This window comes from Desulfovibrio simplex (assembly GCF_055387835.1).
Genome location: NZ_AP042377.1, coordinates 3,424,718 through 3,447,440 on the forward strand (window position 1 = coordinate 3,424,718; position 22,723 = coordinate 3,447,440).

Here is a 22,723-nt window from a genome sequence, read left to right on the forward strand (position 1 = left end):
CGTTTCACGCTGAAACTGCTCTGACGACTGCGTGCGCAGCGCCGCCGTGAAGGCCGTGTGAGCCTTTGATAGTAAGCACTGAAGCGGGCGAGTCAAAAAAAACTTTGAGAATGGGCATTCTCAAGGTTGGTCTGCTCCGGCGTGTTTTTCAGGGCGCGTGGCAAAAAACCGCCGTCCTGCCTGCTGGTTACGGCAGCAGGGCAGGCCCGATCCGCTGGTGTTACGAAAACGCGCGCGCTGTTGTACGAAGCCGTCTTGCCACGGCCCACGGCAAAAACGCCGTTCCCCTGGCCATGGCTAGAGCATTTAACACTTGAAATGCTCGCGTACGGCAGGCAAAAGTCCGCCTACGCGCATTTCGTGGCAAGGATTTTCAGGAAAATCCTTGCAGAGCGGCTAACTCACTTCATTCGGAAACTGCTCTAGTCTTCCGTATTCCAGCGTGCGCGCACGGCGTCCATGCGCTCCTCGAGAGCGGTCATTTCTTCAAAAAGGTCTTCGCCGCGCTTTTTGCAGGCCTCAAACGTTTTCAGCAGTTCCGAGGAGCGCGCGTGGTCGGCATAAATTTCGGGGTCGGCCAGTTGGGCCTCGACCGTTCCCTGCTCGTCCAGCACCCTGGCCAGCTCTTTTTCCATGACGTCATACTTGCTTTGCAGGGGCTTGAGTTCCTTGTGCAGGGCATTGCGTTTCTCGGCCTGTTCGCGCTTGAGGCGCTTTTGCTCCTCACGCGAAAGGCTCTGGCCGGCGTCGGCCGCTGATCCGGCTTCCTGCGCCTGCGCGCCCTGGCCGCCGCCTGCGCCCGCCGCAGCGTTGCGCGCGCGGCGTTCCGCGTCATAGGCTACAAAGTCGGGAAACACCGTAATGCCCTTTTTGTCAAGCTCCCAGGCCTCCGCGCCCACCTGTGAAAGCAGCCAGCGGTCGTGGGCGACCATGAGCAGGGTTCCCGTGAACTTTTGCAGGGCCGATACCAGCGCTTCACGACTTTCAAGGTCCAGATGGTTGGTGGGTTCGTCCAGCAGCAGAAAGTTGCAGCGCTTCAGAAACAGGCTCGCCAGCACAAGGCGGCTTTTTTCACCGCCGGAAAGCGCGCCGACCTGCCTGTCAAAATAGTCCTGCCCCAGAAGAAAGAGGCCGAGCACGCTCATGAGCTCTTCTTCAGTGGTGCGCGGGTCGGACAATCGGCGTATTTCGCCAAGCACCGTGGTGTCGTCGCGTAGGGTGTCCATCTGGTGCTGGGTATAGTAGCCCATGCGCAGTTGCGTGGCCGTGGCCAGATTGCCGCCGCAGCGCTCCAGCGTGCCCGCCAGCAGCTTGAGCAGCGTGGACTTGCCGCAGCCGTTGTGGCCCACCAGGGCTACCCGCTGCCCGCGGTACAGGGTAAAGGTCAGGGGCGGCCACATGACTTTGCCGTCGCCGAAATGAAAATCCAGATCAGCGGCGGCCAGAACGATTTTTTCAGAGTGCGGCGCTTCGGGCCAGGAAAAGTTCAGCTCTTTGCGCTTGGGTTCCGGCCTGTAATCTTCAAGCTCTTTTTCAAGTTTTTTCGCCATCTTCTGGCGCGAACCAGCCTGACGGGCCTTGGTGGCCTTGGCGCGAAAGCGCTCCACAAAGGCCATTTTTTTATCAAGGTCTTCCCTGAGGGCGCGGGCCTCGCGCTCGCGCTGGGCGTTGTACTCGTCCTGCAGGGTCAGAAACTGGGTGTAGGTGGCTTTGCGGAACACGGGGCGCGAGAGGCCCAGATAGAGCACGTGCGTGCCCACCGTGTCCATAAAGCGGCGGTCGTGGGCCACGAAGACCAGCGCGCCCTTGAAGTCCAGCAAAAAGGACTCCAGCCACTCCACGGCTTCCATGTCCAGGTGGTTGGTGGGTTCGTCCAGCAAAAGCACGTCCGCCCCTGCTGTGAGCACGCGGGCAAGCTTGGCGCGTTCGCGCCAGCCGCCGGAGAGTTCGCGCAGGGTGCGGCCCCACTTGTGCTCGGCAAACCCCAGACCCGAAAGCACGGCCTTGGCCCTGTGCTCGGGGTTGTACCCGTAGAGTGATTCCAACTCGCTCTGGCGATGCATGAGTTCGGTAAGGCGGGATTCGTCCTTGTCGGCGGCGGCTTCTTCCCATTGCGTCCAGAAGTCGCTCCAGTCGTGCAGCACGTCCAGGACGTAGGTGAGCAGCGGCGTTTCAAGAGCCTCTTCTGAAAGTTCCTGCTCCACATAGCCCATGCGGCAGCCGCGCGGCAAAATGACGCGCCCGCCGTCAGGGGACTCCACCCCGGCCAGCAGCCGCAAAAACGTGGACTTTCCCGTACCGTTGGGGCCACAGACGCACAGGCGCACCCCGGAATCCACCTCCAGCGAAAAATTGCTGAAGATGTCCCTTCCGCCAAAAGATTTTGAAAGTTCCTGAATCGTTATTTTCACAACCAGCCCTCGCGACGGTAGCCTTCCACTGCTTCAGCCATGCCAGCCTCAAGGCTCATGCAGGGCGTGAAGCCAAGTTCTCGCCGAATGCGGCTGCCATCGCTCAGCCAGCCAGCTTGCCGGGCTTCACGGTATTTGTCCAGATTCCAGTTGGGCGCGCGGCGCAGGCGGCCGCCGAAAGAGGCGGGGAGCCTGCCCAGCAGGGCGTCGGCAACAATGCCGAAGGCGGAAGAAAGCCCTGCCGTAAGCGCCATAATGGGCAGGGGCATGTGAATGACATGCACCTCGCGCGAGCGGCGGTTCAGCGCCTTGTCCACGGCATGCCCCATGGCGCGGCAAAAATCGCTCATATTGTGGGCCTGCCCGTCATTGAGGTGGTAGACGCCCCGTGCGTCGGGCCTGCAGGCGCACATGACGGCCTGACCCATGTCGCGCGCGTGTATGGCGCTGACGGGAAATTTCCGCCCAAATCCGGGGCTCACGGCCACGCCGCGCATGACCCCCTTGAAGACGGGCAGAAGGCCCTTGTCGCCCGATCCATAGATGATGGGCGGGCGCAAGGTGACCATGCGGTCGCCAAGGGCGCGGCCCAGAATCTGTTCGGTCAGCGCTTTTGACCAGCCATAGGCCGACACGGGCGCGGGCACGGCATCGTCGTCAACGCCGGGGGCCGTGCCGCAGGGGCCGGTGGCCGCCTGGCTGGACACCAGCACCAGCCTTTGCATGCCCTGTTGGCCGCGCCCGGCGGCGCCGCTGTCTGCCTGACGGATGGCCTCGGCCAGGCAGGCGGCGGCGCGGGCGTTGGCGCGCAGATAGTCCTGCCAGCCCAACCCGAAAAGAAGGGCGGCCATGTGGATGACCACCTCCTGTCCTTCAAGGGCTTCGGTCAGGCCGCGCCCGCTGCCGAGATCGGCCTGGGCCACGGCCACGCCTTCAGGCAGGTCCGCCGTGCGCGAGCTTGCCCGCGTGAGGCAGGTGACGCGCGCCCCTGCCCGCAACAGTTGCGGCAGCAGATGGCGGCCCACAAAACCCGTGCCGCCCGTAAGCAGCACCCGCACGTTCTCAAGATGTCCGGTGGCGGCGGAATCCGCCGCCCAGGAGCCATCGCGGCAGGCAGGGCCGGTCTGTCCAATATCTTTTTCGCAGCCCGGCGCGCTCATGCCTCAATCTCCCTGCGGTAGATGCGGTAGCGCTTGGTGAGGCGACCCGAAAAATCTTCGAGAAGATCGTTGATGGCCACGTTGTCCTCAAGCACCCACGAGCCTTCCACCCACTGAAAATCCGGCCGCAGCCGGGCTTTTTCCAGCATGAAGTCCAGCAGCAGCAGGGGCAGGCCCATGAGCCTGAATTCCTCGCGGATGCCGAAAAGGATGGTGCGGTAGCCGCCGCGTATCTCGGCCCGCGCGCGCCACCAGTGCCACAGGGCGGACAGGCCGAGCTTGCCGTTGAGCCGCCGGAGCAGGGGGGCCATGTCGGGCAGGGCCACCATACCGGCGGCCGGTTCGCCGTTGTGGTAAAAGAGGACGAAAAATTCCGGGTCCAGCACGCTCTTCAGTTCCTTGACGTGCTGTTCGGCTTCGCCGTCCGAAAGGGGGGAGAAGCCCCAGTTGTCCGCCCACGAATCCTTGTACAGGGCCAGCATGTCGCGGATGTCTTCGGTCAGCGTGCCCTTGCTGGAAGTGCGGCAGGTGAAATGGGCCTCGGCCTTGAGGCGGGCCACTTCGTCATGGAGCCATTCCGGCGGATTGAAGCGGCCTCTTTCGAGAAGATAGGCGAAAAGGTCCTGTTCTTTGCGCAGATGCCAGCTTTCCAGCAGTATGGGGTAGTACGACGGATTCCAGGGCATCATGATGGTGGGCGCAAGCTCAAAGCCGTCTACCAGCAGCCCGCAGGTATAGTTTGCGGAGGGGTTCAGCGGTCCGCGCATGAAGGTCATGCCCTGGCCGGCCAGCCAGTCTCTGGCGGCTTCCAGCAGGGCATGGGCGGCTTCCTTATCGTCTTCGCACTCAAAAAAACCGAAGCCTCCGCAGGCTTCGCCCGCGTAGGCATTGTATTTTTCATCGACAATGGCGGCGATGCGGCCCACAAGCCGCCCGTCGCGCGCAGCGAGAAAAAGCTCCCGGCGGGCCGTTTCCCAGAAGGGATGCTCGCCAGGGGTGAGCAGTTCGCGCTCCTGACTCTTGATGGGCGGCGTCCATAAAGGGCTTTGGGCGTAGATGCCCCAAGGCAGATCAAGAAACTGGGCGAACTCCGCTTCAGAGCGGACGGCGGTGATGGTAAGCGCCATATATCAGCCCAGTTGCAAGCTGCCGCGCAGCTCGTTCAGCGAAGAAACGCCCAGGCGTTCGCAGGCGGCGGGAAGCTCCTTCACCAAGGCAAAGGCGCAGTCCGGCCGCATGAAGCTGGCGGTGCCCACCTGAACGGCGTGCGCTCCCACCATGATGAATTCCAGCGCGTCCTCAACGCACGAGATGCCCCCCACGCCCACCACGGGGATCTTTACCGCGCTGGCGACCTGCCATACGCAGCGCAGGGCCACGGGTTTGATGGCAGGGCCGGAAAGGCCGCCGACCACGTTGGCCAGGGACGGGCGGCGCCGTTGCAGGTCAACCGCCATGCCGAGAAGCGTATTGATGCAGGATATGCTGTCTGCGCCGGCTTCTTCCGCCGCGCGGGCCATGACGGTGATGTCGGTGACATTGGGCGAAAGTTTGACCATGACGTGCTTGTCGGGCGCGGCGCCGCGCACGGCGGACGTCACCTGCGCCAGCATCCGGGGATCCTGACCAAAGGCTATGCCGCCCTCACGGACATTGGGGCAGGACACGTTGACCTCAAGCGCGGCCACGCCTTCCTCATCATTGAGGCGGGCGGCCAGCAGGCCGAAATCTTCAACCGAGCTCGCATAGATATTGGCGATAACGGGCGTTTCCTGCCAGGGCAGGGCAGGGAGCTTTTGCGAGCAGAAGACATCGACTCCGTCGTTCTGCAAACCCACGGCATTGAGCATGCCCGCCGTGGTTTCCACAATGCGGGGGGTGGGGTTGCCTTCGCGGGCCTGGAGCGAAAGCCCCTTGACCACCATGCCGCCGAGGCTGGCAAGGTCGCCGTAGGTGGCGAATTCCACGCCGTAGCCGAAGGTTCCGGAGGCCGTAAGTATGGGATTTTTGAGGGGCAGATCGTGCGTCTGGCCGCTCAGTGTGACGGAAAGATCCATGCCGCGTTCTCCAGTAACCGCGCAGACCCGCCTTAGCGCAAGGCCTTGCGCGGGGGCGGTGAGGGGGTTGTATGCCCGGCTGGGGGTGAGCCTTCACGGGCGTTGTTTGCTTTCTGCCGCTGCCGCAATCTGTGGGTGGCGCCGCTCCGCGGACAGCAGTGCCGGTTTTAGCCCCGGCTTTCAGCCTTGCATCCGCGTTTGTCTCGCTGCTTCGTGAGGCTCCGCCTTGACGGCAGACGTGAAAAGCGCGCTTCGGGCGCAGCCTGTCTTGCGGGTCAAGGAGCAGGTTTCTGTAATTGCCAATGCCCTTGAGGGCAAAGCAGGCAAGCAGCGACGTTGGTTATCGGCTTTGCGCGAATTTTTGTAAAGCCCGCGCAGTAAATTCGCGAAGTAAATCCGGGCTGCGAAGCCGTGTGGCAAGACCCGCGCAGTAAGTCTGTGCTGTGAAGCCACGCAAGGCCTGCCAGGAAGGTCGGCTGTTTTGCCTGCTGCGTGGCGACGTGGCGTCATGGCGAACAGGCCGCAATGTCATGCCCGCATGGCAAACACGCCTCGCCTTCAGGCGGGCGTGTTACCATAGAGGTCTATTACAGTTCAATCTGATCCGACCAGAACACGGGGCCGTGATTGCACACCTGCACTTGGCCGCCGCGTTTGGCGGGCACTGGCCAGTTTTCCGTGGTTTTGCTCACGCAGCCAAGGCAGGCGCCCACGCCGCAGGCCATGCGGTTTTCAAGCGAAAGCTGACAACGCACGCCAAGCTCGGCGGCAAATTTTTGCACCGTCCGCATAAAGGGCGTGGGCCCGCAGGCCAGCACCAGCCCCTTTTGCTCGGCATATTCGGCCATGCGTTCCTGAATGGAAAATATGAAGTTGTCCAGGTCGCCGGGCACGGTTTCACGCAGGCTGTCCAGCGTCACATGCTCATTGATGCTGTCCACTGGATAGCAGCTTATGGGCTCGCGGTGGCCGAAAAGCATGCTGACGTTCCAGGGCTTGGGGTGTTCGTTCACATAGCCCACAAAGGGCACAATGCCCATGCCCCCCGCCAAAAGCAGAGTAGGCGTGTCAGGCTCAATGGCAAAACCGTTGCCCAGGGGCCCCCATACACGAACCTTTTCGCCGGGGCGCAGTTCGGACATGCGGCGTGTGCCCTTGCCCACGACCTGAAAGAAACAGATCATGTGCCGGGCCGTCATATGACATATGCCAAGGGGCCGCGCCCAGGGAATTTCAAGACCGAAAGACTGGGGGCGGATCATGACAAACTGGCCGGGCCGCCACTTGGTCCATTCAGGGCGGGTAAGGCGCAGCGCGAAGAAGCGGCTTTCGTTGCCGGTCTGCCCAAAGGGCACGAGGTCCAGAACACTCAGCTCGCATGATGTAGATTGCGACATGCGAAAAAGTATAGGCGTACTTGGTCAGGTGGTCAACCGGGGGGATCCGGATAAGTGGACAATTAAATACTCTTTTTTTGTGTGTATTTTATGTGTTCCCATCTGCAGCGCAGTATATGTAGAATGCCACCGCGGAGCCTTTGGAAGGCCTGCGATCCTGCTTGCCCGCACTTCGTGAGGCCGGAGTCTGCCGTCCGTTGCCGCTATCATGGCCGCAATCCTGCACGACACGTCGCAGATAACGTATCCAGGGCAGCTAAAAATCTCTGCTGTCGCTACCTTGCATGATGGCTGCCAAACCCCGCGAGCCGGCCGGGACTGCCGTCTGTGCCCCTCTTACGCTGCCGTGTTGGCGCAACCTGCGTACAATGCACGGCATTTTCAACTTTTCAGCCCGCCGCACACGCGCTACACTGGAGACAGGAGAACCGTCATGAACCATATGTATGCCAACCGTCGGGAAAAATTGCGTCAGGCCATGCGGGCTCGCGGTCTGGATGCGCTGCTTGTCAACCAGGCTGCCAACCGTTTTTATCTTTCGGGTTTTGAACTGCACGATCCGCAGTACAACGAAAGCGCCGGTCGGCTGGTCATCACAGCCGATGGGCGCGACTGGCTAGCTACGGACGCGCGTTATCTGGACGCCGCCGCCCGCCTGTGGGATGTGGAACGTATTTTTATTTACGGCGGCTACGCGGCGCGGGATATTTACGGACTGCTGCGGCGCTGCGGCGGGCGCATCGGCGTGGAGGCGCAGGGCATGAGTCTGGCCTTTGCCCGTGACCTGCGCCGGGCCGGGCCGGGCCTCTACTGCGAAGCCGCGGACGGTCTTGTGGAGCATTTGCGGCGCATCAAGGAGCCTTGCGAAGTGGCGGCTCTGGAAAAGTCTTTCAGCCTCAACCACAAGATGCTGCAATGGGTGGAAAGTCAGTTGGAGCCGGGCCGCACAGAGGCCCAGGTCAGCTGGCTCATTGAACGCTTTTTCCGCGAAAACGGGGCGTCGGAGCTGGCTTTTGCCAACATTGTGGCTGTGGGAAAAAATGCGGCCCTGCCACACGCCATACCCGGCGAGGACGTCATCGCGGACAACTGCCCTGTGCTCATTGACGTGGGTTGCCGCGTGAACAGCTATTGCTCTGACCAGACCCGCACCTTCTGGGTGGGCGAACATCCCACGGACGAGTTCCGCCGTACCTATGACCTTGTGCGTCAGGCGCAGACCGCAGCCATTGAGTCCATGCGCCCGGGCCAGCCCATGCGTGACGCCTATGGCTATGCCCGCGCGGTGTTTGAAAAGGCCGGAACCGCAGACGCGTTTACTCATGGCCTGGGGCACGGCGTGGGGCTTGAAACCCACGAGGCCCCCAGTCTTTCGCCGCGCTCGGAAGGCGTGCTTGAACCGGGCATGGTGGTCACCGTGGAGCCGGGCCTCTACTACAACCAGTGGGGCGGGGTGCGCTGGGAATATACCGTGCTGGTGGAAGAAGACGGCGTGCGGATTTTGTAGGCCCGCGCTTTACGGTGCTACGGCTGGGGCGCTTGTGGTGCACTGTTCGCGCACTGATCATCTATTGGGCGTAGCCGCATGAGTCATAAAAATACGGAAAGCCGGGGGGCAATCCCGGCTTTCCGTATTTTGGCGTGTGGTATGATGCGTAACCGTATGGCGAAACCTTGAGCGGCGGATGCTGGAAGAGGCCGTCTTCAACACCCCAGCTTCAAAACAGAGCACCCTTTCAACCCACCAAACCATAACAAGAGTTTTAGGGGGTGGGGGTGTGGGGGAGGAGACCCTTTTGCAAAAGGGTCCCTCCCCCACAAAGCATTCCAAAATAAATCAGCGGTTCCCTATATTTTGCGAACCTCGGTGTACCACGCGGCTGCTTCTTCAAGCAGCTTGTTGGTACGGGCGGCGAGGGCCTGCGGATCCTTGAGGTAGCCGTCCAGCAGCAGGCTGGCGTCAAAGAGTCCCTGCGTCATTTCCGCCAGGGTCTTGTCGTCCCTGTCGGCCTTGAACATGCGCAGCATGTTGCGGAGCAGGGGGTGGTCGCGATTGACTTCCAGCACCTTGACCGGCAGGGAATCGTCCTTTTGCATGACCTTGAGCAGCTTTTCCATAGATGAGGACATGCCGCCGTCAGGCGACACAAGCACGGCCGGGCTGTCGGCCAGACGGTGCGAAACACGCACGTCCGTAACCTTGTCGCCAAGAATTTCCTTCATCCTGGCCAGCAGGGCTTCAAAGCTGGTGGAGTCCTCGTCCGAAAGGGGGGCGACGGCTTCGCGGGCGGGCTCTTCCTTGTCGGCAAAATCCTTGAGTGCGTCGTCGGAGGCGGCCTCCACGGACTTGAACTCCCATTCCTTGTAGCGGCCGAGGCCGTCCATGACGAATTCGTCAATGGGTTCAAAGAGGTAAAGAACTTCAATGCCCTTCTGGCGAAAGCGCTCCATATGCGGGTTCAGGCGGGCGGCCTCGCGGTTGGGCGCGGCCACATACCAGAACGTTTTCTGGCCTTCAGGGGCGCGTTCCATATAGCCGTCAAGGCTGCTCAGAGCCTCGGCGTCGGCCAGGGTGGAGGAGTTGAAGCGCAGCAACGCGGTGACGCGCTCGCGATTGGCAAAGTCATGATAGCCAAGCTTGAAGATCTTGCCATGCAGCCGCCAGAAGGCGTTGTATTTTTCGGCATCGTCGCGGGCGAGTTTTTCAAGGTGGTTGAGGGTCTGCTTGACCACAACCTGGCTGATCTTGCGCAGCACCACGTTTTCCTGAAGGGTTTCGCGCGAAATGTTCAGGGGCAGGTCTTCGGTATCCACCACGCCCTTGAGGAAGGCCAGGTATTCGGGGATCAGTTCCTTGTTGCGGTGCTGGATAAGCACGCGGCGGGCGTAGAGATCAAGCCCCCAGAAATCCCGGTCGGAGCCGAAGAAATCCTGTGCGCTGTCGGGGATGAAGAGCAGGGCGTTGAACTGTACGGGGGCGTCCACCGAAAAGTGCAGTTCGTCCAGCGGATCCGCGCTGTCGTAGGTAAGGGCTTTGTAAAAGGCCGCGTACTGCTCCCTGGTGATGGAAAACTTGGGTTCGCGCCACAGGGCGGGCTGGGTATTGGCCTGCTCGTTGTCCACAAAAACGGGAAAAGGCACAAAGGCAGAATGCTTGCGGATGGCCGACTCCACGCGGAATTTTTCAAGAAACTCCACAGCGTCGTCCTTGAGCCAGGCCTTGATGACCGTGCCGCGTGCGGGTTCGGCCCCGTCGGATGTGGTCACGGTGTAGGTGCCAAGACCGTCGCTGGTCCAGGTGTGGGCCGCGTCGTCATCGCCAAAAGCCGGACGCGAGGTGACAGCAACCTTGTTTGCCACCATAAAGACGGAATAAAAGCCCACGCCAAAGCGGCCGATAATGTTGGCGGCGTCAGCCACTACTTCTTCGCCCTCGGCGCTGTCGTCGCCACGGCCGTTGCCGGACTTGGCCTTAGCGGCGTTTTCGGCCGCGATGTCGGCCAGAAACTGCTCGGAACCAGATTTGGCTATGGTGCCCAGGTTTTCGGCCAGTTCATCCGCCGTCATGCCAAGGCCGGTGTCGGCTATGGTGAGGGTTTTGGCGTCTTTGTCGAGGGTTATGCGTATTTCCAGCGGCAGGTCGGGCAGTTTGGGGCTTTCGCCACGATTGATGCGAAAGCGCAGCTTGTCCAGCGCGTCCGAGGCGTTGGAAACAAGTTCACGCAAGAAAATCTCACGGTTGGTATACAGAGAGTTGGTCAGGATGTGTAAAACCTTACGCACCTCTGCACGGAATTGGCGGGGTTTTTTACCAGCCTCTGCCATGACAAACCTCCTGAAAAGTGATATCCTTAGAAGTAATGCAGCTTCCAGTTTTTTCAAGAGCGGAAGCGGCATTGTTGTGAAAAAAAATTGGCCAACGGCCTGCCCCAAAGGCATTTTCGTCATAATGGCGGAACATTTAAACCAGCGCCATGCAAGGAAATAAGGGGATATCGATATTCATAATTACTTGCCTTCAATGACTGAAAAGAGTAAGCACAAAGAGGATATACAAGGAGGGCCTAATGGACGTTGTAATGCTTTCGCGTCTGCAATTTGCTGTGGCCGTGTTTTTTCACTTCATTTTCGTGCCTCTCACGCTGGGCCTCTCGGTAATCATTGCCCTGATGGAGACCCGCTATGTGCGTACCGGGGACGAGTTCTGGAAAAAACAGGCCAAATTCTGGGGCAAGCTGTTTGTCATAAACTTTACCCTGGGTGTGGTGACCGGTATCACGCTGGAATTCCAGTTCGGCACCAACTGGTCACGATATTCGGAATACGTGGGCGACATCTTTGGTTCGCTCCTTGCTATTGAGGCCACGGTGGCCTTTTTTCTTGAATCCACGTTTCTTGCGGTGTGGCACTTCGGCTGGAACCGCGTGGGCAAGAAGCTGCATCTGACCAGCATCTGGCTGGTTGCCCTCGCGGGCAACCTTTCCGCCCTGTGGATCATCCTTGCCAACGGATTCATGCAGAATCCCGTGGGCTACTACATCAATGAAGTCACAAAACGCGCGGAACTGGCGAACTTTTACGAGGTCGTCACCAACCCATACGGCTGGGGCATGTTCGCGCATACGATCCTTGCTTCGTGGGTGCTTGGCGGCTTCTTTGTGCTTGGCGTTTCTTCCTGGCACTTGTTGCGCGGCAGCAATACCGACTTTTTCCGCCGCGCGTTCAAGATGGTGGCTCCCTTTACCCTGATTTTCGCGCTGCTTCTGGCCCTTTCGGGCGACCAGCAGGGCAAGACCGTGGCCAAGTATCAGCCCGCCAAGCTGGCGGCTATGGAAGCGCACTGGGAAACACATACCAACGTGCCCTTCTACCTGCTGGTGTGGCCTGACCCCGAAAATGAAACCAATACCGTGCAGGCCCTCGGCATTCCTGGCCTTCTGAGCTGGATCGCCTTTGACGACGTGCATGCCGAAGTCAAGGGCCTCAAGGCTTTTGCCAAGGAAGACAGGCCGCCTGTGCTGCCGACCTTCCTCACCTTCCGCACTATGGTCGCCCTTGGCGGCATATTCCTGGCGCTTTCCTTCTGGGCCTTCCTGCAACGCAAAAAGGAAGTGCCCAACACTCTGCTTCTCAAGCTGCTTGTGCTCAATATTCCGCTGCCCTACATCGGTCTGATGGTGGGCTGGGCAGTGACGGAGATTGGCCGTCAGCCCTGGATAGTCTATAATCTCATGCGTACAACGGATGCCGTTTCGCCGGTTCCGGCCGATAACGTGCTTATCTCGCTGATCGCCTTTATCGGCGTGTACTCGCTGCTCGGCATCCTGGACATCTATTTGTTGCGCAAATTTGCCATCAAGGGCCCGGACGCCCAGGAGGTGTAGCCATGCTGGAAACCATCTGGTTTGTGCTGTGGGCATTGCTGTGGGCCGTGTACTTCATTCTGGACGGCTTTGACCTTGGTATGGGCACGCTGTTGCCTTTTCTGGGCAAAAACGAGTCGGAACGCCGCATCATGTACAACGCCGCCGGGCCGTTCTGGGACGGCAACGAAGTGTGGCTTATCGCCGCGGGCGGCGTGACATTCGCGGCTTTTCCCAAGGCCTATGCGGTCATGTTCAGCGCGCTGTACGCGCCTTTGCTGATGTTGCTTTTCGCCCTGATCTTCCGGGCGGTATCCTTTGAGTTCCGCAGCAAGGTCGAGCACGACGCCTGGCGTAGCCTGTGGGACTGCGTACACTTTGTGTCCAACCTGGTGCCCTGCATCCTGCTGGGCGTGGCCTTCGCCAACCTTTTCATGGGGATTCCCGTGGACGCCCAGGGCGTCTACCACGGCAACCTGCTCGCCCTGCTCAATGTGTACGGACTGGCGGGCGGCGTGTTCTTCCTCTGCATGTTCGTGCTGCACGGCTCGCTGTGGCTGGCCATCAAGAGTCGCGGCGACCTGCAAACCCGCGCGGTAGCCACGGCCAGCTTTGTGTGGCCCATCATGCTGGTGCTGCTGGTGGCCTTTCTTATTCTCTCGGCTTTTTACACCAAGCTGTTTGATAACTATCTGGCCATGCCCATTCTGCTGGTGCTGCCTCTGCTGGCCCTGGCAGGACTTGTGGGCGCGCGCATCATGCTGCACGCGGGCAAGCTCTGGTGCGCCTGGGCTTTCAGCGCGTTGTTCATCCTTGGCGTCACCTTCTTCGGCGTTGTGGGCATGTTCCCCGGCATGATCATCTCTTCCATAGATCCTGCCGCCACCGTGACGGCCTTTAACGGCGCTTCAAGCCAGCTGACGCTCAAGATCATGCTTGGGGTGGCTCTGGTCATGGTGCCCATCGTGCTTCTGTATCAGTTCTGGATGTACCGGCTGTTCTCCGAGCCAGTGCTGCCCAAGGATCTGGACGACGATCACGCCTACTAAGGCTGTTTGCAAAATGGTTGAAACAAGGCCGCGCCCTTTGGGGCGCGGCCTTGTGCATTATAAAGAAAAAGAGGAAGGTTGGAGCATGGGTATTTTGAAATGTTTTGTGGGGGAGGGACCCTTTTGAAAAAGGGTCTCCTCCCCCACACCCTCTCCCCCTAAAACTTTTATTGTGGCCTTGAAGGTCCAATCCAGCAGGTACGAACCGTTTCTTGCTCGCTGATATGCCGGACTGAGCCCCCGGAAAATGGGAGCGCATGGGACGCAAAAGGCATGAGTGAGGAACAGTGTTGGCGGAGGAAATATGAAGAAGACAACAATGACCTTGTGGCGTCGGGTGTGTGTATGGCGGCGCGGGAAAGAAACCGGGCCGGTAATGGCGAAAAAGGCAAGGGGCGGGGGATTCTTGCTGATACCGATGCTGTGCCTTGCCCTTGTACTGGGCCTTGCTCTGGGCCTTGGCGCTTGCGCGCCGCGCGAGCGGCGGCCCCTGACATTTGAAGAGCAGCAGGACCTCGAAGCCTACAGGCAGTGCAAACGCGAAGCCACGTCAATGAACCCGGAATGGCGGGGCGACTCAAGCTATTTTCCGTGGCGGGCCTATTTTGACATGTGCATGCGGCGTATGGGCGTGAGCGATGAGCGGATGCGACACATGCGCATCTAGAGCAGATTAACTTTGAAATGCTTCCCATTTCAAAGTTTTCAGTCAACCGAAAAATGCGATTTGCGGTAGCCGTTGGCGGGGCTTTATCCGTAGCTTCCTGAGTCGCAACGGCTGAAGCCTTCGTCGCAACGGCTAAAGCTCGGCTGAATCCACGCCATGTTGTGGTGCGCTGCACTTTCGTGCAACATTAGAGCATTTACATTTTTTCAAAGTTAACACGCTCTAAGAGCAGTTCAAACAGAACCCTTGCTTGCCGAATGGGTTTTGGCCAATACGCGTGCCCCTTCACAGGGTTGGACGCCGCAGTTTGTTATGGGGTTAAAATCGGGCTCTCGTGTAGCGTCATGATATCAAAGGATATTTTTTGCTCGCCTGGACGCACCAGCCACACGTCGCCAGACAGCGGGAACAATCCCCACAATTTTGTCTTGCCCTGAGCCGTTGCATCAGCGTTCCAGCGGAGCTTTATATCGGCGCGAGCCAACAGGATGGGTACAAGCAGGAGCCGCAGGTCTCCGTCTTTACCTTTTTCCAGCCAGCGAAATATCGGGTCGGCCGCGTACTGCGGCAGTTTGCTTAACAGACCTGGGGCTCCATAGTAGTATACGTACAGGCTTTCGGGATGCAGTCCTTCCGCCGAACCCTGATACCGCGCGTGCAGTATGGTGCCGTCCTGTGTCAGGCCGACCTGCGTTGAAAAATCCGACCCTGAAGACGGGTGCAGCAAGCGTGGCGGGGACATTGTGATGGCGACGCTTTTGAGGCCATACCATGCTGCTACGGCACGGTTGACCCAATGTTGCGGGTCTGTGTCGATATCCTGCAAGTCAGAACCAAGAACCATATATCTGTTGCCTCTTACTGTAAGGGCCGGTACTCGCGCATCGCCGCCTTTGTGTGCATGGAAGACAACTTCGCGGGCCGCAATATCCTGATCCACTTGATAAAAGGCCCATACTTCCTGGGCAAGGCTTATAATGCAAAAGATGCACAGCACGGCGCGCAATTTGCGGAAAACCCGAAGGGCGCCGGGGTTGGCTGTGGGAAGGGCCGTCCAGGCCACAATTCCAGCAGCTACTATCAGCTGAACCGCCGTGGTTGCAAAGGCACGAGCCGGAGGCCAGAAGGTGAAAAGATATGCCCCGTGAGTGGCCGCAGCAGGCAGTAAAAAAAGAAAGGCCGCTGGTGGCAGGTGTCGCCACCAATTTTTGCCGTGGTATTGATAAAGGGACCAGCAACCCCACAAAAGGAGAACAAGGGGCACTCCCTGCATCAGGGCTGCCTGGGGCAGATTGAGAAAATAGGATGCAATTCTTTCGCCCCAACTGCTGGCCAGATATGCCTGAAGGCCCTGATCGGAACTCAGGCGCATACGCTCTGCATTGCCTGGGGCCAGCAGAGTGAAGGCGGCCCCAAGGCATACGCCCAGCGCCCCGGCGAGGAGCATGCGAGGTAACCGGCGTGTTCCGGCCTTTTGCTGAAAGTACAGCCATGCCACGCAAGCGAGGGAGGCCACAGGCATGGCCGCGCTTGTGGGGAAATCCAAAGAGGCCACAGCCATACCCGCAAGAAAAAAGAGGGCACAACGCGGATAGGAATCTGCCGACGTGGACGCATTGGGGTCAAGGGCCAGACGGTAGGGCAGCAAAAACAGGGCTTGCCCGAGAAGAGCTATGGAGCCTCCAACGCTGATCCAGAAAAAAGCCGAACCAAAGGAAGGCAGGCCCGCCCACAGCAATGCGCTGAGACCAAGTACCCAACCTGCATTGAGGGTGTCTCTCCAGCGGTGTCCCCAGATGCAGGCATGCAGCAGCAATACGTATACAACAAAGGCCGTGGCGGCCAAAAAGGCATAGGCGGTGTACGGCAGAAGAAAGATGAGGTATACTGCCAGGTTGCCAGTAAAACGGCCACACCAGGAGCTGTACATATGGATGGCTTGATGTACTGCGGTCCAAAGCGTCATAGGCTCCAGGCGTTCGATGGGCGCTCCTGACATAAAGGCGGCATAGCCTGGAAACATATAGCGACTGAACAGGAAGTTGTCTGCCATATATGGCGTCATGAGGAGGAAATACAGCATCAGCCCCCAGACAAAAATACAGGCGAGGATAAAGGGAAGAGTAATGATTTTCTTGGTCATGTCAGATAGGCGTTTGGGGTAACTCGATAATCACCGCGAAACAATCAGGGCAATACCAATAGCAACCAGTACAAAGCCGCCAGCTTGTACGGAGTCAATGCGTTCATGCAGCAAAAGCCATGCGCCTAGCACGGTGAAAATATACTGCGAAGAAAGAACTGCTTGAGCCACGCTGAGTGTAACGTGGCGCAGCATATAGGCGTAGGCGATTCCTCCTATGCCAAAGCAGGCCAGGCCACAAAAGGAGCGCCAACTCATCAGCCCCAAAAGCAGGGCCGCAGGTTTTTCGTCCGCGCCGATTTTCAGCAGCAGGCTGGCGCAAACATTGACGGCCACCACGGGCAGCATGAGCAGCCAGGAGGGCAGAGAACTCATCATATCGCGAGACCTTTGCGCACGCCATCAAGAGCGTGCAGGCACCACAAGAAGAGACGATGATCGCCCTTGCGGGCCTTTTGGGCGGTTTCACAACTGCGCACTGCCTGGGCGTGCAGCCCCGGCACATTTCCAGAGGGCGAGGACATGTCGCGAAGCCAGCGGTTAAGGGGGATGCCAAAACCTTTCTTGGGCAAGGCCAAGATACGTTCTGGCAGCCAGCCGGCAAGGGCTTTGCGTAATAAATATTTGCGCGTGCCATTGCGGTACTTGAAAGAGTTGGGCAGGCGCTGGCAAAAGGCCACGATGTCATTATCCAGAAAAACAGCCCGACTTTCCAAAGAAACCATCATACTGGCTCTGTCCGCTTTTACCAAAATATCGTCAGGAAGGTAGAAACGGGTAAAGAACAGTAAGGCCTGGCTCATGTCGTCGCTACCGGCATGGGCATCCCACAGGGTCAGGGCGTCTTCGTAAATTTCTTCAGCGCTGAGGGGGCAGTCAAAGAAGCGCCGGACTTCTGCCGGCTCCAGGGGGCTCATCCACAGAGGCAGCTGCATGCCCTTGGTATGGGAAAGGCCGCGTAAAACGCGTTTCAGCTTAAATTCCAAGCTCATGTTGCGATCAGAACTGGGTAGCAGACCCACCGCGCGCCGCAGAAGTTTGTGCAGGGGGGCGGGCACAAGCCCACGGTACAGTGCTGCAGGTTTGAGCGCCGCCAGCGGGTCATACCCTGCGAAAAGCTCATCCCCGCCGTCGCCGGACAGAGCAACAGTAACGCTTTGACGAGTAAATTTTGCCAATTGAAAGGTCGGGACAAGGGAAGCGTCTCCCAAGGGCTCACTCATGTGAGCCAGAATATCGGGAGCAGAAGCTTGCATGCGTTCGGCATCGAGCACAGATACATGGTGCCGCACGCCAAAAGCTTCGGCCACTTGCCGAGCGTTGCCCGATTCGTCAAAGCTCGGCTCGGTAAAACCAACAGTAAAGGCGCTGATATGGTCCGGCGGCAGTATCCGCGCGGCGGCAGCCAGCACCGAACTGGAATCCAGGCCGCCAGAAAGAAATATGCCAAGGGGCACGTCGCTCAGCAGTCTGCGTTCGACGGCCTTTATCAGTAGGTGACGCAATTCCTCCACCAGGCGCTCTTCATCCTTGTCAGTGAGGAAATCGTCTGGCGTGAGTTCAAATTCCCAGTAGCGGGTATGCTTTTGTGTGCGGGTGGCAAGATCCAGCTCAAGCCATGACCCAGGCAACAGACTGCGGCAGCCAGGGTGCAGGGTACGGCCACCCGGCAGATAGCCCCAGCCAAAGAATCGCTGTACATTGGCCTGATCGAGGCTTGCGTCAAAATGCGGCCAGCGGGCCAGCGCGCAGATTTCGCTGGCAAAAGCGAATCCGTGAGAATTGTGTGTGTAAAACAGCGGCTTTTCGCCAAAACGGTCACGGGCAAGCCAGACCGTTCGTCGTTGTGGGCAGTAGATGGCCAGGGCGAACATTCCGTTGAATCGCGCAAAACAGTCCGTTCCCCATTCCAGAAAGGCGCGCAACACTGTTTCAGTATCACAGTGGTCAGTGACAAAAACGTGCCCCAGAGCTTCAAGCTGGGCTCGGATTTCAGCGTGGTTATAAATTTCGCCATTATAGACAATGGTTGTCCCTGTGGCGGCGTCTTGCATCGGCTGGCGCCCATGAGTCAGGTCTACGATACTCAGGCGGCGGTGTCCCAGATGAAGAGCCGCATCCACAAAGATATTCCCGTCGTCAGGGCCTCGATGGCGCAAGGCTGATGTCATGCTTAGGATGTCATCTCGCGAACCTGCGCCGTAGAAACCAGTTATGCCGCACATTAACGATCCTCAAGCGATGAATCCGGCAGATTCAGGACTTGACCCACGATGTAGGACCGCCGGTGTTGTGACTCGAAATAGGTACGGGAAAGCACCTCGGCGAGAAGCCCCATAAGAATGGACATGAAGCCAAGCAGAAAAGTAATGCCGCTGAAAAGTGGCAGTGGCGTCTGGATCAGGCTGACACCGCAGAAGAATTTAAGGCTCAAGGCCCAGAGCAGTGTGAGCAGGGCTAACGAAAAAGCCGCGATGCCAAATCCGCCGAACACATAAATGGGCTTGGTCAGATAGCTGTCCAGAAATTTGATGACAAAAATATCCAGGATGACTTTGAAAATACGTTCAAGGCCATATTTTGAACTGCCAAATTCCCGCGCGTGGTGGGTGACAGGAATTTCTGTCACTCTGGCTCCCTGCCAGGCAGCGTAGATGGGAATGAATCGATGCATTTCGCCATACAGGCGTACATCTTTGATCACATTATTGCGATACGCTTTGAGTGTGCAGCCATAGTCATTAAGGTGCACGCCGGAAATTTTTGAGATGATGCTGTTGGCTACACGGCTGGGCAGGTTGCGCTTGAGTTCGCTGTCTTTACGGTCTTTACGCCATCCAGAAACCACATCGTATCCTTCATCCAGCTTGGCAAGCAAGGCGGGGATATCTGCCGGATCGTTCTGCAGGTCGCTGTCCAGAAAAACAAGCACGTCGCCGCAGGCATGGTCAATACCGGCTTGAATAGCCGCGGTCTGCCCGGAATTGCGTGCAAGTTTTACGACTTTAATATAGTCATGCCGCGTTGCGGCTTCGCGTAACAGGGAAAAAGAATTGTCCTTACTGCCGTCGTCAATGAAGATGGCTTCCATTTCCGGAAGGTGCTTCGTGAGTTGATGAATTTTTTCAAACAACCGCAGCAGGCTTTCTTCTTCATTGTATACGGGAATAACTAAGCTGACCATTTCGACCTAACATCGTTACAGGGTTAAAAAGACACAAATTATGTATGCGCTGGAGCACTTTGCCTTTGAAAAAAGTATATGCTCCATGCTGCACGAGAGCGCAGCGCGCCGCAACGTGGCGTGGATTCAGCCGGAAATCGTATTTTTCAGCAGAATAACAAATTGAAATGTGAAGTATTTCATTGTTTATCTGCTCCAAATGCAGCGTGACAGCGCACTGTTCACTCTGCGTCCAGTTTTAAAACTAAAGCGTTACGTCCATGTCCACAAAAAGACACAACACGTTATACGAATGCGCCACAATAGACAAATGGGAGGTTGTTTTTCCATAAGTCGGTATATATTTGCGCATGATTTTACTCTTCCAAGGTGGATTTAGAAAGATTATCGGGTTGACGTTAGTTTACGTGTGGCAGGTTGGGCTTGTTTATGCTTTATTTTATCTTCACGATAAGCATCACAGAACTTTAAGATGCTTATATAATATCTATTCGGGGAATCCTTTTGTAAGGTCCCTTATGCGTTTTAACCGTGTTCTGCCAAAGCGCTGCGCACCGGCGGCATGGCTTCGCCTAGTCGTCGCCCACCTTGAGCGCGGCCAGAAATGCCTCCTGCGGCAGCTCCACGTTGCCCATGCGCTTCATGCGGCGCTTGCCCTCTTTCTGCTTTTCCAGCAGTTTGCGCTTACGCGTGATGTCGCCGCCGTAGCATTTGGCGGTAACGTCCTTGCGGAAGGCGGAGACGGTTTCGCGGGCGATGATTTTCTGTCCGATGGCGGCCTGAATGGCGACCTGGAAGAGTTGGCGCGGGATGCTGCGCTTGAGTTTGAGGGCCAGGCCGCGTCCGTAGCTGTAGGCGCGGTCGCGGTGCACGATGACGGCCAGGGCGTCCACGGTCTCGCCGTTGAGCATGATGTCGAGGCGCACGAGGTCGGAGGCCCGGTAGTCCAGGGGGTGATAGTCCATGGAGGCATAGCCGCGTGTGGCGGACTTGAGCCTGTCAAAGAAGTCGTACACGATTTCGGCAAAGGGCAGTTCGTAGGTGACCACCACGCGGTTGGAAGCGAGGTAGTGCAGGTTTTTCTGGGTGCCGCGCTTTTCTTCGCAGAGCTTCATGACGTTGCCCACATATTCGTTGGGCACGTGAATGTCCATGTTGACGTAGGGCTCGTACAGCGTGTGGATCTTGGTGGGATCGGGCAGATGGCTGGGGTTGTCGATTTCCAGCGTTTTGCCGTCATTGGTGTCGACTTTGTACACCACCGAAGGCGCGGTGGCGATGAGGCCGACCTCAAATTCCCGCTCCAGCCGTTCCTGAATGATTTCCATATGCAGCAGGCCAAGAAAGCCGCAACGAAAACCGAAGCCCAGGGCCTGTGACGTTTCAGGCTCATAGGAAAAGGCCGCGTCATTGAGTTGCAGCTTTTCAAGGGCGGCCTTGAGGTTTTCGTAGTCCTCGGACTCTGTGGGGTAGAGGCCGCAGAAAACCATGGGCTTCACTTCCTTGAAGCCGGGTACGGGGCTTGCGGCGGGGCGGTCGGCATGGGTGATGGTGTCGCCCACGCGGGCGTCGCCCAGTTCCTTGATGGAACCGCAGAGAAAACCCACTTCGCCAGCCAGCAGTTCCTTGACGTCAGCGGCTTCGGGCGAAAATACGCCCAGGCGCAGCACTTCATAGTCCTTACCCGTGCTCATGAGGCGCACGGTTTCGCCCTTGCGGATGACGCCGTCCATAATACGGAAAAGCACCACGACACCCTGGTAACTGTCGTACCAGGAGTCAAAGATAAGCGCCTTGAGGGGGGCCGCCCTGTCGCCCTTGGGCGCGGGCAGGTGCTGAACGATGGCTTCAAGCACGGCGTCAACGCCCATACCCGTCTTGGCGGATACGGGCAGGGCCTGGGAGCAGTCCAGGCCGATGCTTTCTTCAATGTCGGCCTTGACGCGGTCAACCTCGGCGCTGGGCAGGTCTATCTTGTTGAGTACAGGCAGCACTTCATGGTTGTGATCCAGGGCAAGATACACGTTGGCCAGGGTCTGCGCTTCCACGCCCTGCGTCGCGTCAACCACCAGCAGAGCGCCTTCGCAGGCGGCCAGGGAGCGTGATACTTCATAGTTGAAGTCCACGTGGCCGGGCGTATCGATGAGGTTGAGCTCATATTCCTGACCATCGGCGGCAATATAGGGCAGGCGCACTGTCTGGGCCTTGATGGTTATGCCGCGTTCGCGCTCCAGATCCATCCTGTCAAGATACTGCTGGCGCGCCTCGCGTTGGCTGACGACCTTGGTCAGTTCCAGAATGCGGTCGGCCAGCGTGGACTTGCCGTGGTCGATATGGGCGATGATGCAAAAATTGCGTATATTTTCCTGCTTGACCATGTTTTTTCCTGCGTAAAATCTGGTTGCGTAGCTGATCTGTATAGCCAAGATTTGTCACGAAGTCCATGCAAAGGCCAGCAGTTTCGCCGGGCCGCGGCAGAGGCATGTGCGATGGATTTCAGCCTTTCTGCAACCTTGCGCAGCTATGTGCAGGAGAATAGAAGTGTTACCCGTCTAGCGTGTGAGTGTGCAGCGCACAGCAACATTGTGCAGATTCGATAAAAATAGCCTTTTCGGCAGAGTGGGGATTTGAAATATCAAGCGTTTCAGCGGAAATCTGTTCTAACTGATTAAAGAGCCTGCTGGAAACGCGCAGTTATTTCGTTTGGCAAGGCGCGATCTTTTTTTGAAGCAGGAGTGGACTCTTCCGTCCTCGACTGTTTCAAAAAAAGTGAAGCAACGCCGCCAAACGGAATAAATCAGCGTTTCCCTAAAAAAACAAAAAGGCCGTACAGCGTAAAACGCCGCACGGCCTGTCAGCTCTGAACAAAAACGGTCTAGCGGAACTGTGCCAGTTGCAGGCGGATCAAAGCCCTGTGCAATGCGGCTTCAGCGCGAACCGAATCAATCTGCTCGTCATGGCTGGCAATGCGCTTTTCAGCGCGTTCCTTGGCGGCCATGGCTCTTGCTGTGTCGATATCCTGCGCCATTTCGGCAGACTCGGCCAGCACGGTGAGCACGTCGTTGTTCACGTCGGCGAAACCGCCGGATATGAACACGTGTTCTTCCTTGCCGCCAGCCAGCTTATAGCGCAGACCACCAATCTTGAGAGCGGAGAGCAGGGAGACGTGCTTGGGCAGCACGCCGAATTCGCCTTCAACACCGGGGCAGACGGCCATTTCAACTTCGCCGCTTACCACGGTTTTGTCCGGCGTCACCACTTCCAGTTGCAGTGTGCCCATAGGTACTCCTTC

At 58.1% G+C, this 22,723-nt stretch carries 16 protein-coding genes; 4 read left to right on the plus strand and 12 right to left on the minus strand.

The features are described 5' to 3' along the window. Positions 1 to 422: 422 nt before the first annotated feature. From ACZ5DH_RS13940 to ACZ5DH_RS13960, 5 genes are all read right to left on the minus strand, one after another. Positions 423 to 2,411 (minus strand): ABC-F family ATP-binding cassette domain-containing protein, encoded by a 1,989-nt coding sequence (locus ACZ5DH_RS13940; RefSeq protein ID WP_464254847.1) that lies wholly within the window; start codon positions 2,409 to 2,411, stop codon positions 423 to 425. Further along, positions 2,408 to 3,571, minus strand: a complete 1,164-nt coding sequence (locus ACZ5DH_RS13945; RefSeq protein WP_464254848.1) for an NAD-dependent epimerase/dehydratase family protein — start codon at positions 3,569 to 3,571, stop codon at positions 2,408 to 2,410. The genes ACZ5DH_RS13940 and ACZ5DH_RS13945 overlap by 4 nt, the downstream gene beginning before the upstream one ends. Further along, positions 3,568 to 4,698 carry a hypothetical protein gene (locus ACZ5DH_RS13950; RefSeq protein ID WP_464254849.1) on the minus strand — a complete coding sequence of 377 codons (1,131 nt, stop codon included), beginning with the start codon at positions 4,696 to 4,698 and terminating at the stop codon, positions 3,568 to 3,570. The genes ACZ5DH_RS13945 and ACZ5DH_RS13950 overlap by 4 nt, the downstream gene beginning before the upstream one ends. A 3-nt stretch (positions 4,699 to 4,701) precedes the next feature. Continuing rightward, positions 4,702 to 5,628 (minus strand): dihydroorotate dehydrogenase, encoded by a 927-nt coding sequence (locus ACZ5DH_RS13955; RefSeq protein WP_464254850.1) that lies wholly within the window; start codon positions 5,626 to 5,628, stop codon positions 4,702 to 4,704. A 587-nt stretch (positions 5,629 to 6,215) separates the two neighbouring features. Continuing rightward, positions 6,216 to 7,025, minus strand: a complete 810-nt coding sequence (locus ACZ5DH_RS13960; protein ID WP_464254851.1) for an iron-sulfur cluster-binding protein — start codon at positions 7,023 to 7,025, stop codon at positions 6,216 to 6,218. 433 nt (positions 7,026 to 7,458) lie between these two features. Between ACZ5DH_RS13960 and ACZ5DH_RS13965 the strand changes: the two genes are divergently transcribed. Beyond that, complete coding sequence (locus ACZ5DH_RS13965; protein WP_464254852.1) at positions 7,459 to 8,532, plus strand: M24 family metallopeptidase; 1,074 nt, start codon at positions 7,459 to 7,461, stop codon at positions 8,530 to 8,532. 341 nt (positions 8,533 to 8,873) lie between these two features. Here ACZ5DH_RS13965 and htpG read toward each other — a convergent pair whose 3' ends face one another. Beyond that, positions 8,874 to 10,850, minus strand: coding sequence for a molecular chaperone HtpG (gene htpG / locus ACZ5DH_RS13970; RefSeq protein ID WP_464254853.1), 1,977 nt, complete (start codon positions 10,848 to 10,850; stop codon positions 8,874 to 8,876). A gap of 242 nt (positions 10,851 to 11,092) precedes the next feature. On the opposite strand from htpG, the gene ACZ5DH_RS13975 reads away from it, so the two are divergent. The 3 genes from ACZ5DH_RS13975 to ACZ5DH_RS13985 all read left to right on the plus strand — a co-directional run bounded on the left by ACZ5DH_RS13975 (position 11,093) and on the right by ACZ5DH_RS13985 (position 14,104). Further along, a complete protein-coding gene (locus tag ACZ5DH_RS13975; protein ID WP_464254854.1) occupies positions 11,093 to 12,409 on the plus strand; it encodes a cytochrome ubiquinol oxidase subunit I in 1,317 nt (438 codons plus the stop codon). A gap of 2 nt (positions 12,410 to 12,411) precedes the next feature. Beyond that, the gene (gene cydB, locus ACZ5DH_RS13980) at positions 12,412 to 13,437 is read left to right on the plus strand and encodes a cytochrome d ubiquinol oxidase subunit II (protein ID WP_464254855.1); all 1,026 of its coding nucleotides are present in this window, start codon (positions 12,412 to 12,414) and stop codon (positions 13,435 to 13,437) included. A gap of 304 nt (positions 13,438 to 13,741) precedes the next feature. Further along, positions 13,742 to 14,104, plus strand: a complete 363-nt coding sequence (locus tag ACZ5DH_RS13985) for a hypothetical protein (RefSeq protein ID WP_464254856.1) — start codon at positions 13,742 to 13,744, stop codon at positions 14,102 to 14,104. A gap of 310 nt (positions 14,105 to 14,414) precedes the next feature. Here the strand turns inward: ACZ5DH_RS13985 and ACZ5DH_RS13990 are convergent, their stop codons facing one another. The 6 genes from ACZ5DH_RS13990 to ACZ5DH_RS14015 all read right to left on the minus strand — a co-directional run bounded on the left by ACZ5DH_RS13990 (position 14,415) and on the right by ACZ5DH_RS14015 (position 22,711). Continuing rightward, positions 14,415 to 16,247 carry a DUF6056 family protein gene (locus ACZ5DH_RS13990; RefSeq protein ID WP_464254857.1) on the minus strand — a complete coding sequence of 611 codons (1,833 nt, stop codon included), beginning with the start codon at positions 16,245 to 16,247 and terminating at the stop codon, positions 14,415 to 14,417. Between the two features lie 30 nt (positions 16,248 to 16,277). Continuing rightward, a complete protein-coding gene (locus ACZ5DH_RS13995; protein ID WP_464254858.1) occupies positions 16,278 to 16,625 on the minus strand; it encodes an EamA family transporter in 348 nt (115 codons plus the stop codon). Further along, the gene (gene asnB / locus ACZ5DH_RS14000; protein WP_464254859.1) at positions 16,622 to 18,472 is read right to left on the minus strand and encodes an asparagine synthase (glutamine-hydrolyzing); all 1,851 of its coding nucleotides are present in this window, start codon (positions 18,470 to 18,472) and stop codon (positions 16,622 to 16,624) included. Before asnB ends, ACZ5DH_RS13995 begins: the two co-directional genes overlap by 4 nt. Then, positions 18,472 to 19,431, minus strand: a complete 960-nt coding sequence (locus ACZ5DH_RS14005; protein WP_464254860.1) for a glycosyltransferase family 2 protein — start codon at positions 19,429 to 19,431, stop codon at positions 18,472 to 18,474. The genes asnB and ACZ5DH_RS14005 overlap by 1 nt, the downstream gene beginning before the upstream one ends. A 572-nt stretch (positions 19,432 to 20,003) precedes the next feature. Then, positions 20,004 to 21,809 carry a translation elongation factor 4 gene (lepA, locus tag ACZ5DH_RS14010; protein ID WP_464254861.1) on the minus strand — a complete coding sequence of 602 codons (1,806 nt, stop codon included), beginning with the start codon at positions 21,807 to 21,809 and terminating at the stop codon, positions 20,004 to 20,006. Between the two features lie 497 nt (positions 21,810 to 22,306). Beyond that, the gene (locus ACZ5DH_RS14015) at positions 22,307 to 22,711 is read right to left on the minus strand and encodes a F0F1 ATP synthase subunit epsilon (protein ID WP_464254862.1); all 405 of its coding nucleotides are present in this window, start codon (positions 22,709 to 22,711) and stop codon (positions 22,307 to 22,309) included. Positions 22,712 to 22,723 lie beyond the last annotated feature (12 nt).

What these genes read in the sequence shown, in the direction of transcription:
- ACZ5DH_RS13945 (WP_464254848.1), bottom strand. Translation starts at nt 3,571, where the DNA reads ATGAGCGCGCCGGGCTGCGAAAAAGATATTGGACAGACCGGCCCTGCC.
- ACZ5DH_RS13950 (WP_464254849.1), bottom strand. Translation starts at nt 4,698, where the DNA reads ATGGCGCTTACCATCACCGCCGTCCGCTCTGAAGCGGAGTTCGCCCAG.
- ACZ5DH_RS13955 (WP_464254850.1), bottom strand. Translation starts at nt 5,628, where the DNA reads ATGGATCTTTCCGTCACACTGAGCGGCCAGACGCACGATCTGCCCCTC.
- ACZ5DH_RS13960 (WP_464254851.1), bottom strand. Translation starts at nt 7,025, where the DNA reads ATGTCGCAATCTACATCATGCGAGCTGAGTGTTCTGGACCTCGTGCCC.
- ACZ5DH_RS13965 (WP_464254852.1), top strand. Translation starts at nt 7,459, where the DNA reads ATGAACCATATGTATGCCAACCGTCGGGAAAAATTGCGTCAGGCCATG.
- htpG (WP_464254853.1), bottom strand. Translation starts at nt 10,850, where the DNA reads ATGGCAGAGGCTGGTAAAAAACCCCGCCAATTCCGTGCAGAGGTGCGT.
- ACZ5DH_RS13975 (WP_464254854.1), top strand. Translation starts at nt 11,093, where the DNA reads ATGGACGTTGTAATGCTTTCGCGTCTGCAATTTGCTGTGGCCGTGTTT.
- cydB (WP_464254855.1), top strand. Translation starts at nt 12,412, where the DNA reads ATGCTGGAAACCATCTGGTTTGTGCTGTGGGCATTGCTGTGGGCCGTG.
- ACZ5DH_RS13985 (WP_464254856.1), top strand. Translation starts at nt 13,742, where the DNA reads ATGAAGAAGACAACAATGACCTTGTGGCGTCGGGTGTGTGTATGGCGG.
- ACZ5DH_RS13990 (WP_464254857.1), bottom strand. Translation starts at nt 16,247, where the DNA reads ATGACCAAGAAAATCATTACTCTTCCCTTTATCCTCGCCTGTATTTTT.
- ACZ5DH_RS13995 (WP_464254858.1), bottom strand. Translation starts at nt 16,625, where the DNA reads ATGATGAGTTCTCTGCCCTCCTGGCTGCTCATGCTGCCCGTGGTGGCC.
- asnB (WP_464254859.1), bottom strand. Translation starts at nt 18,472, where the DNA reads ATGTGCGGCATAACTGGTTTCTACGGCGCAGGTTCGCGAGATGACATC.
- ACZ5DH_RS14005 (WP_464254860.1), bottom strand. Translation starts at nt 19,431, where the DNA reads ATGGTCAGCTTAGTTATTCCCGTATACAATGAAGAAGAAAGCCTGCTG.
- lepA (WP_464254861.1), bottom strand. Translation starts at nt 21,809, where the DNA reads ATGGTCAAGCAGGAAAATATACGCAATTTTTGCATCATCGCCCATATC.
- ACZ5DH_RS14015 (WP_464254862.1), bottom strand. Translation starts at nt 22,711, where the DNA reads ATGGGCACACTGCAACTGGAAGTGGTGACGCCGGACAAAACCGTGGTA.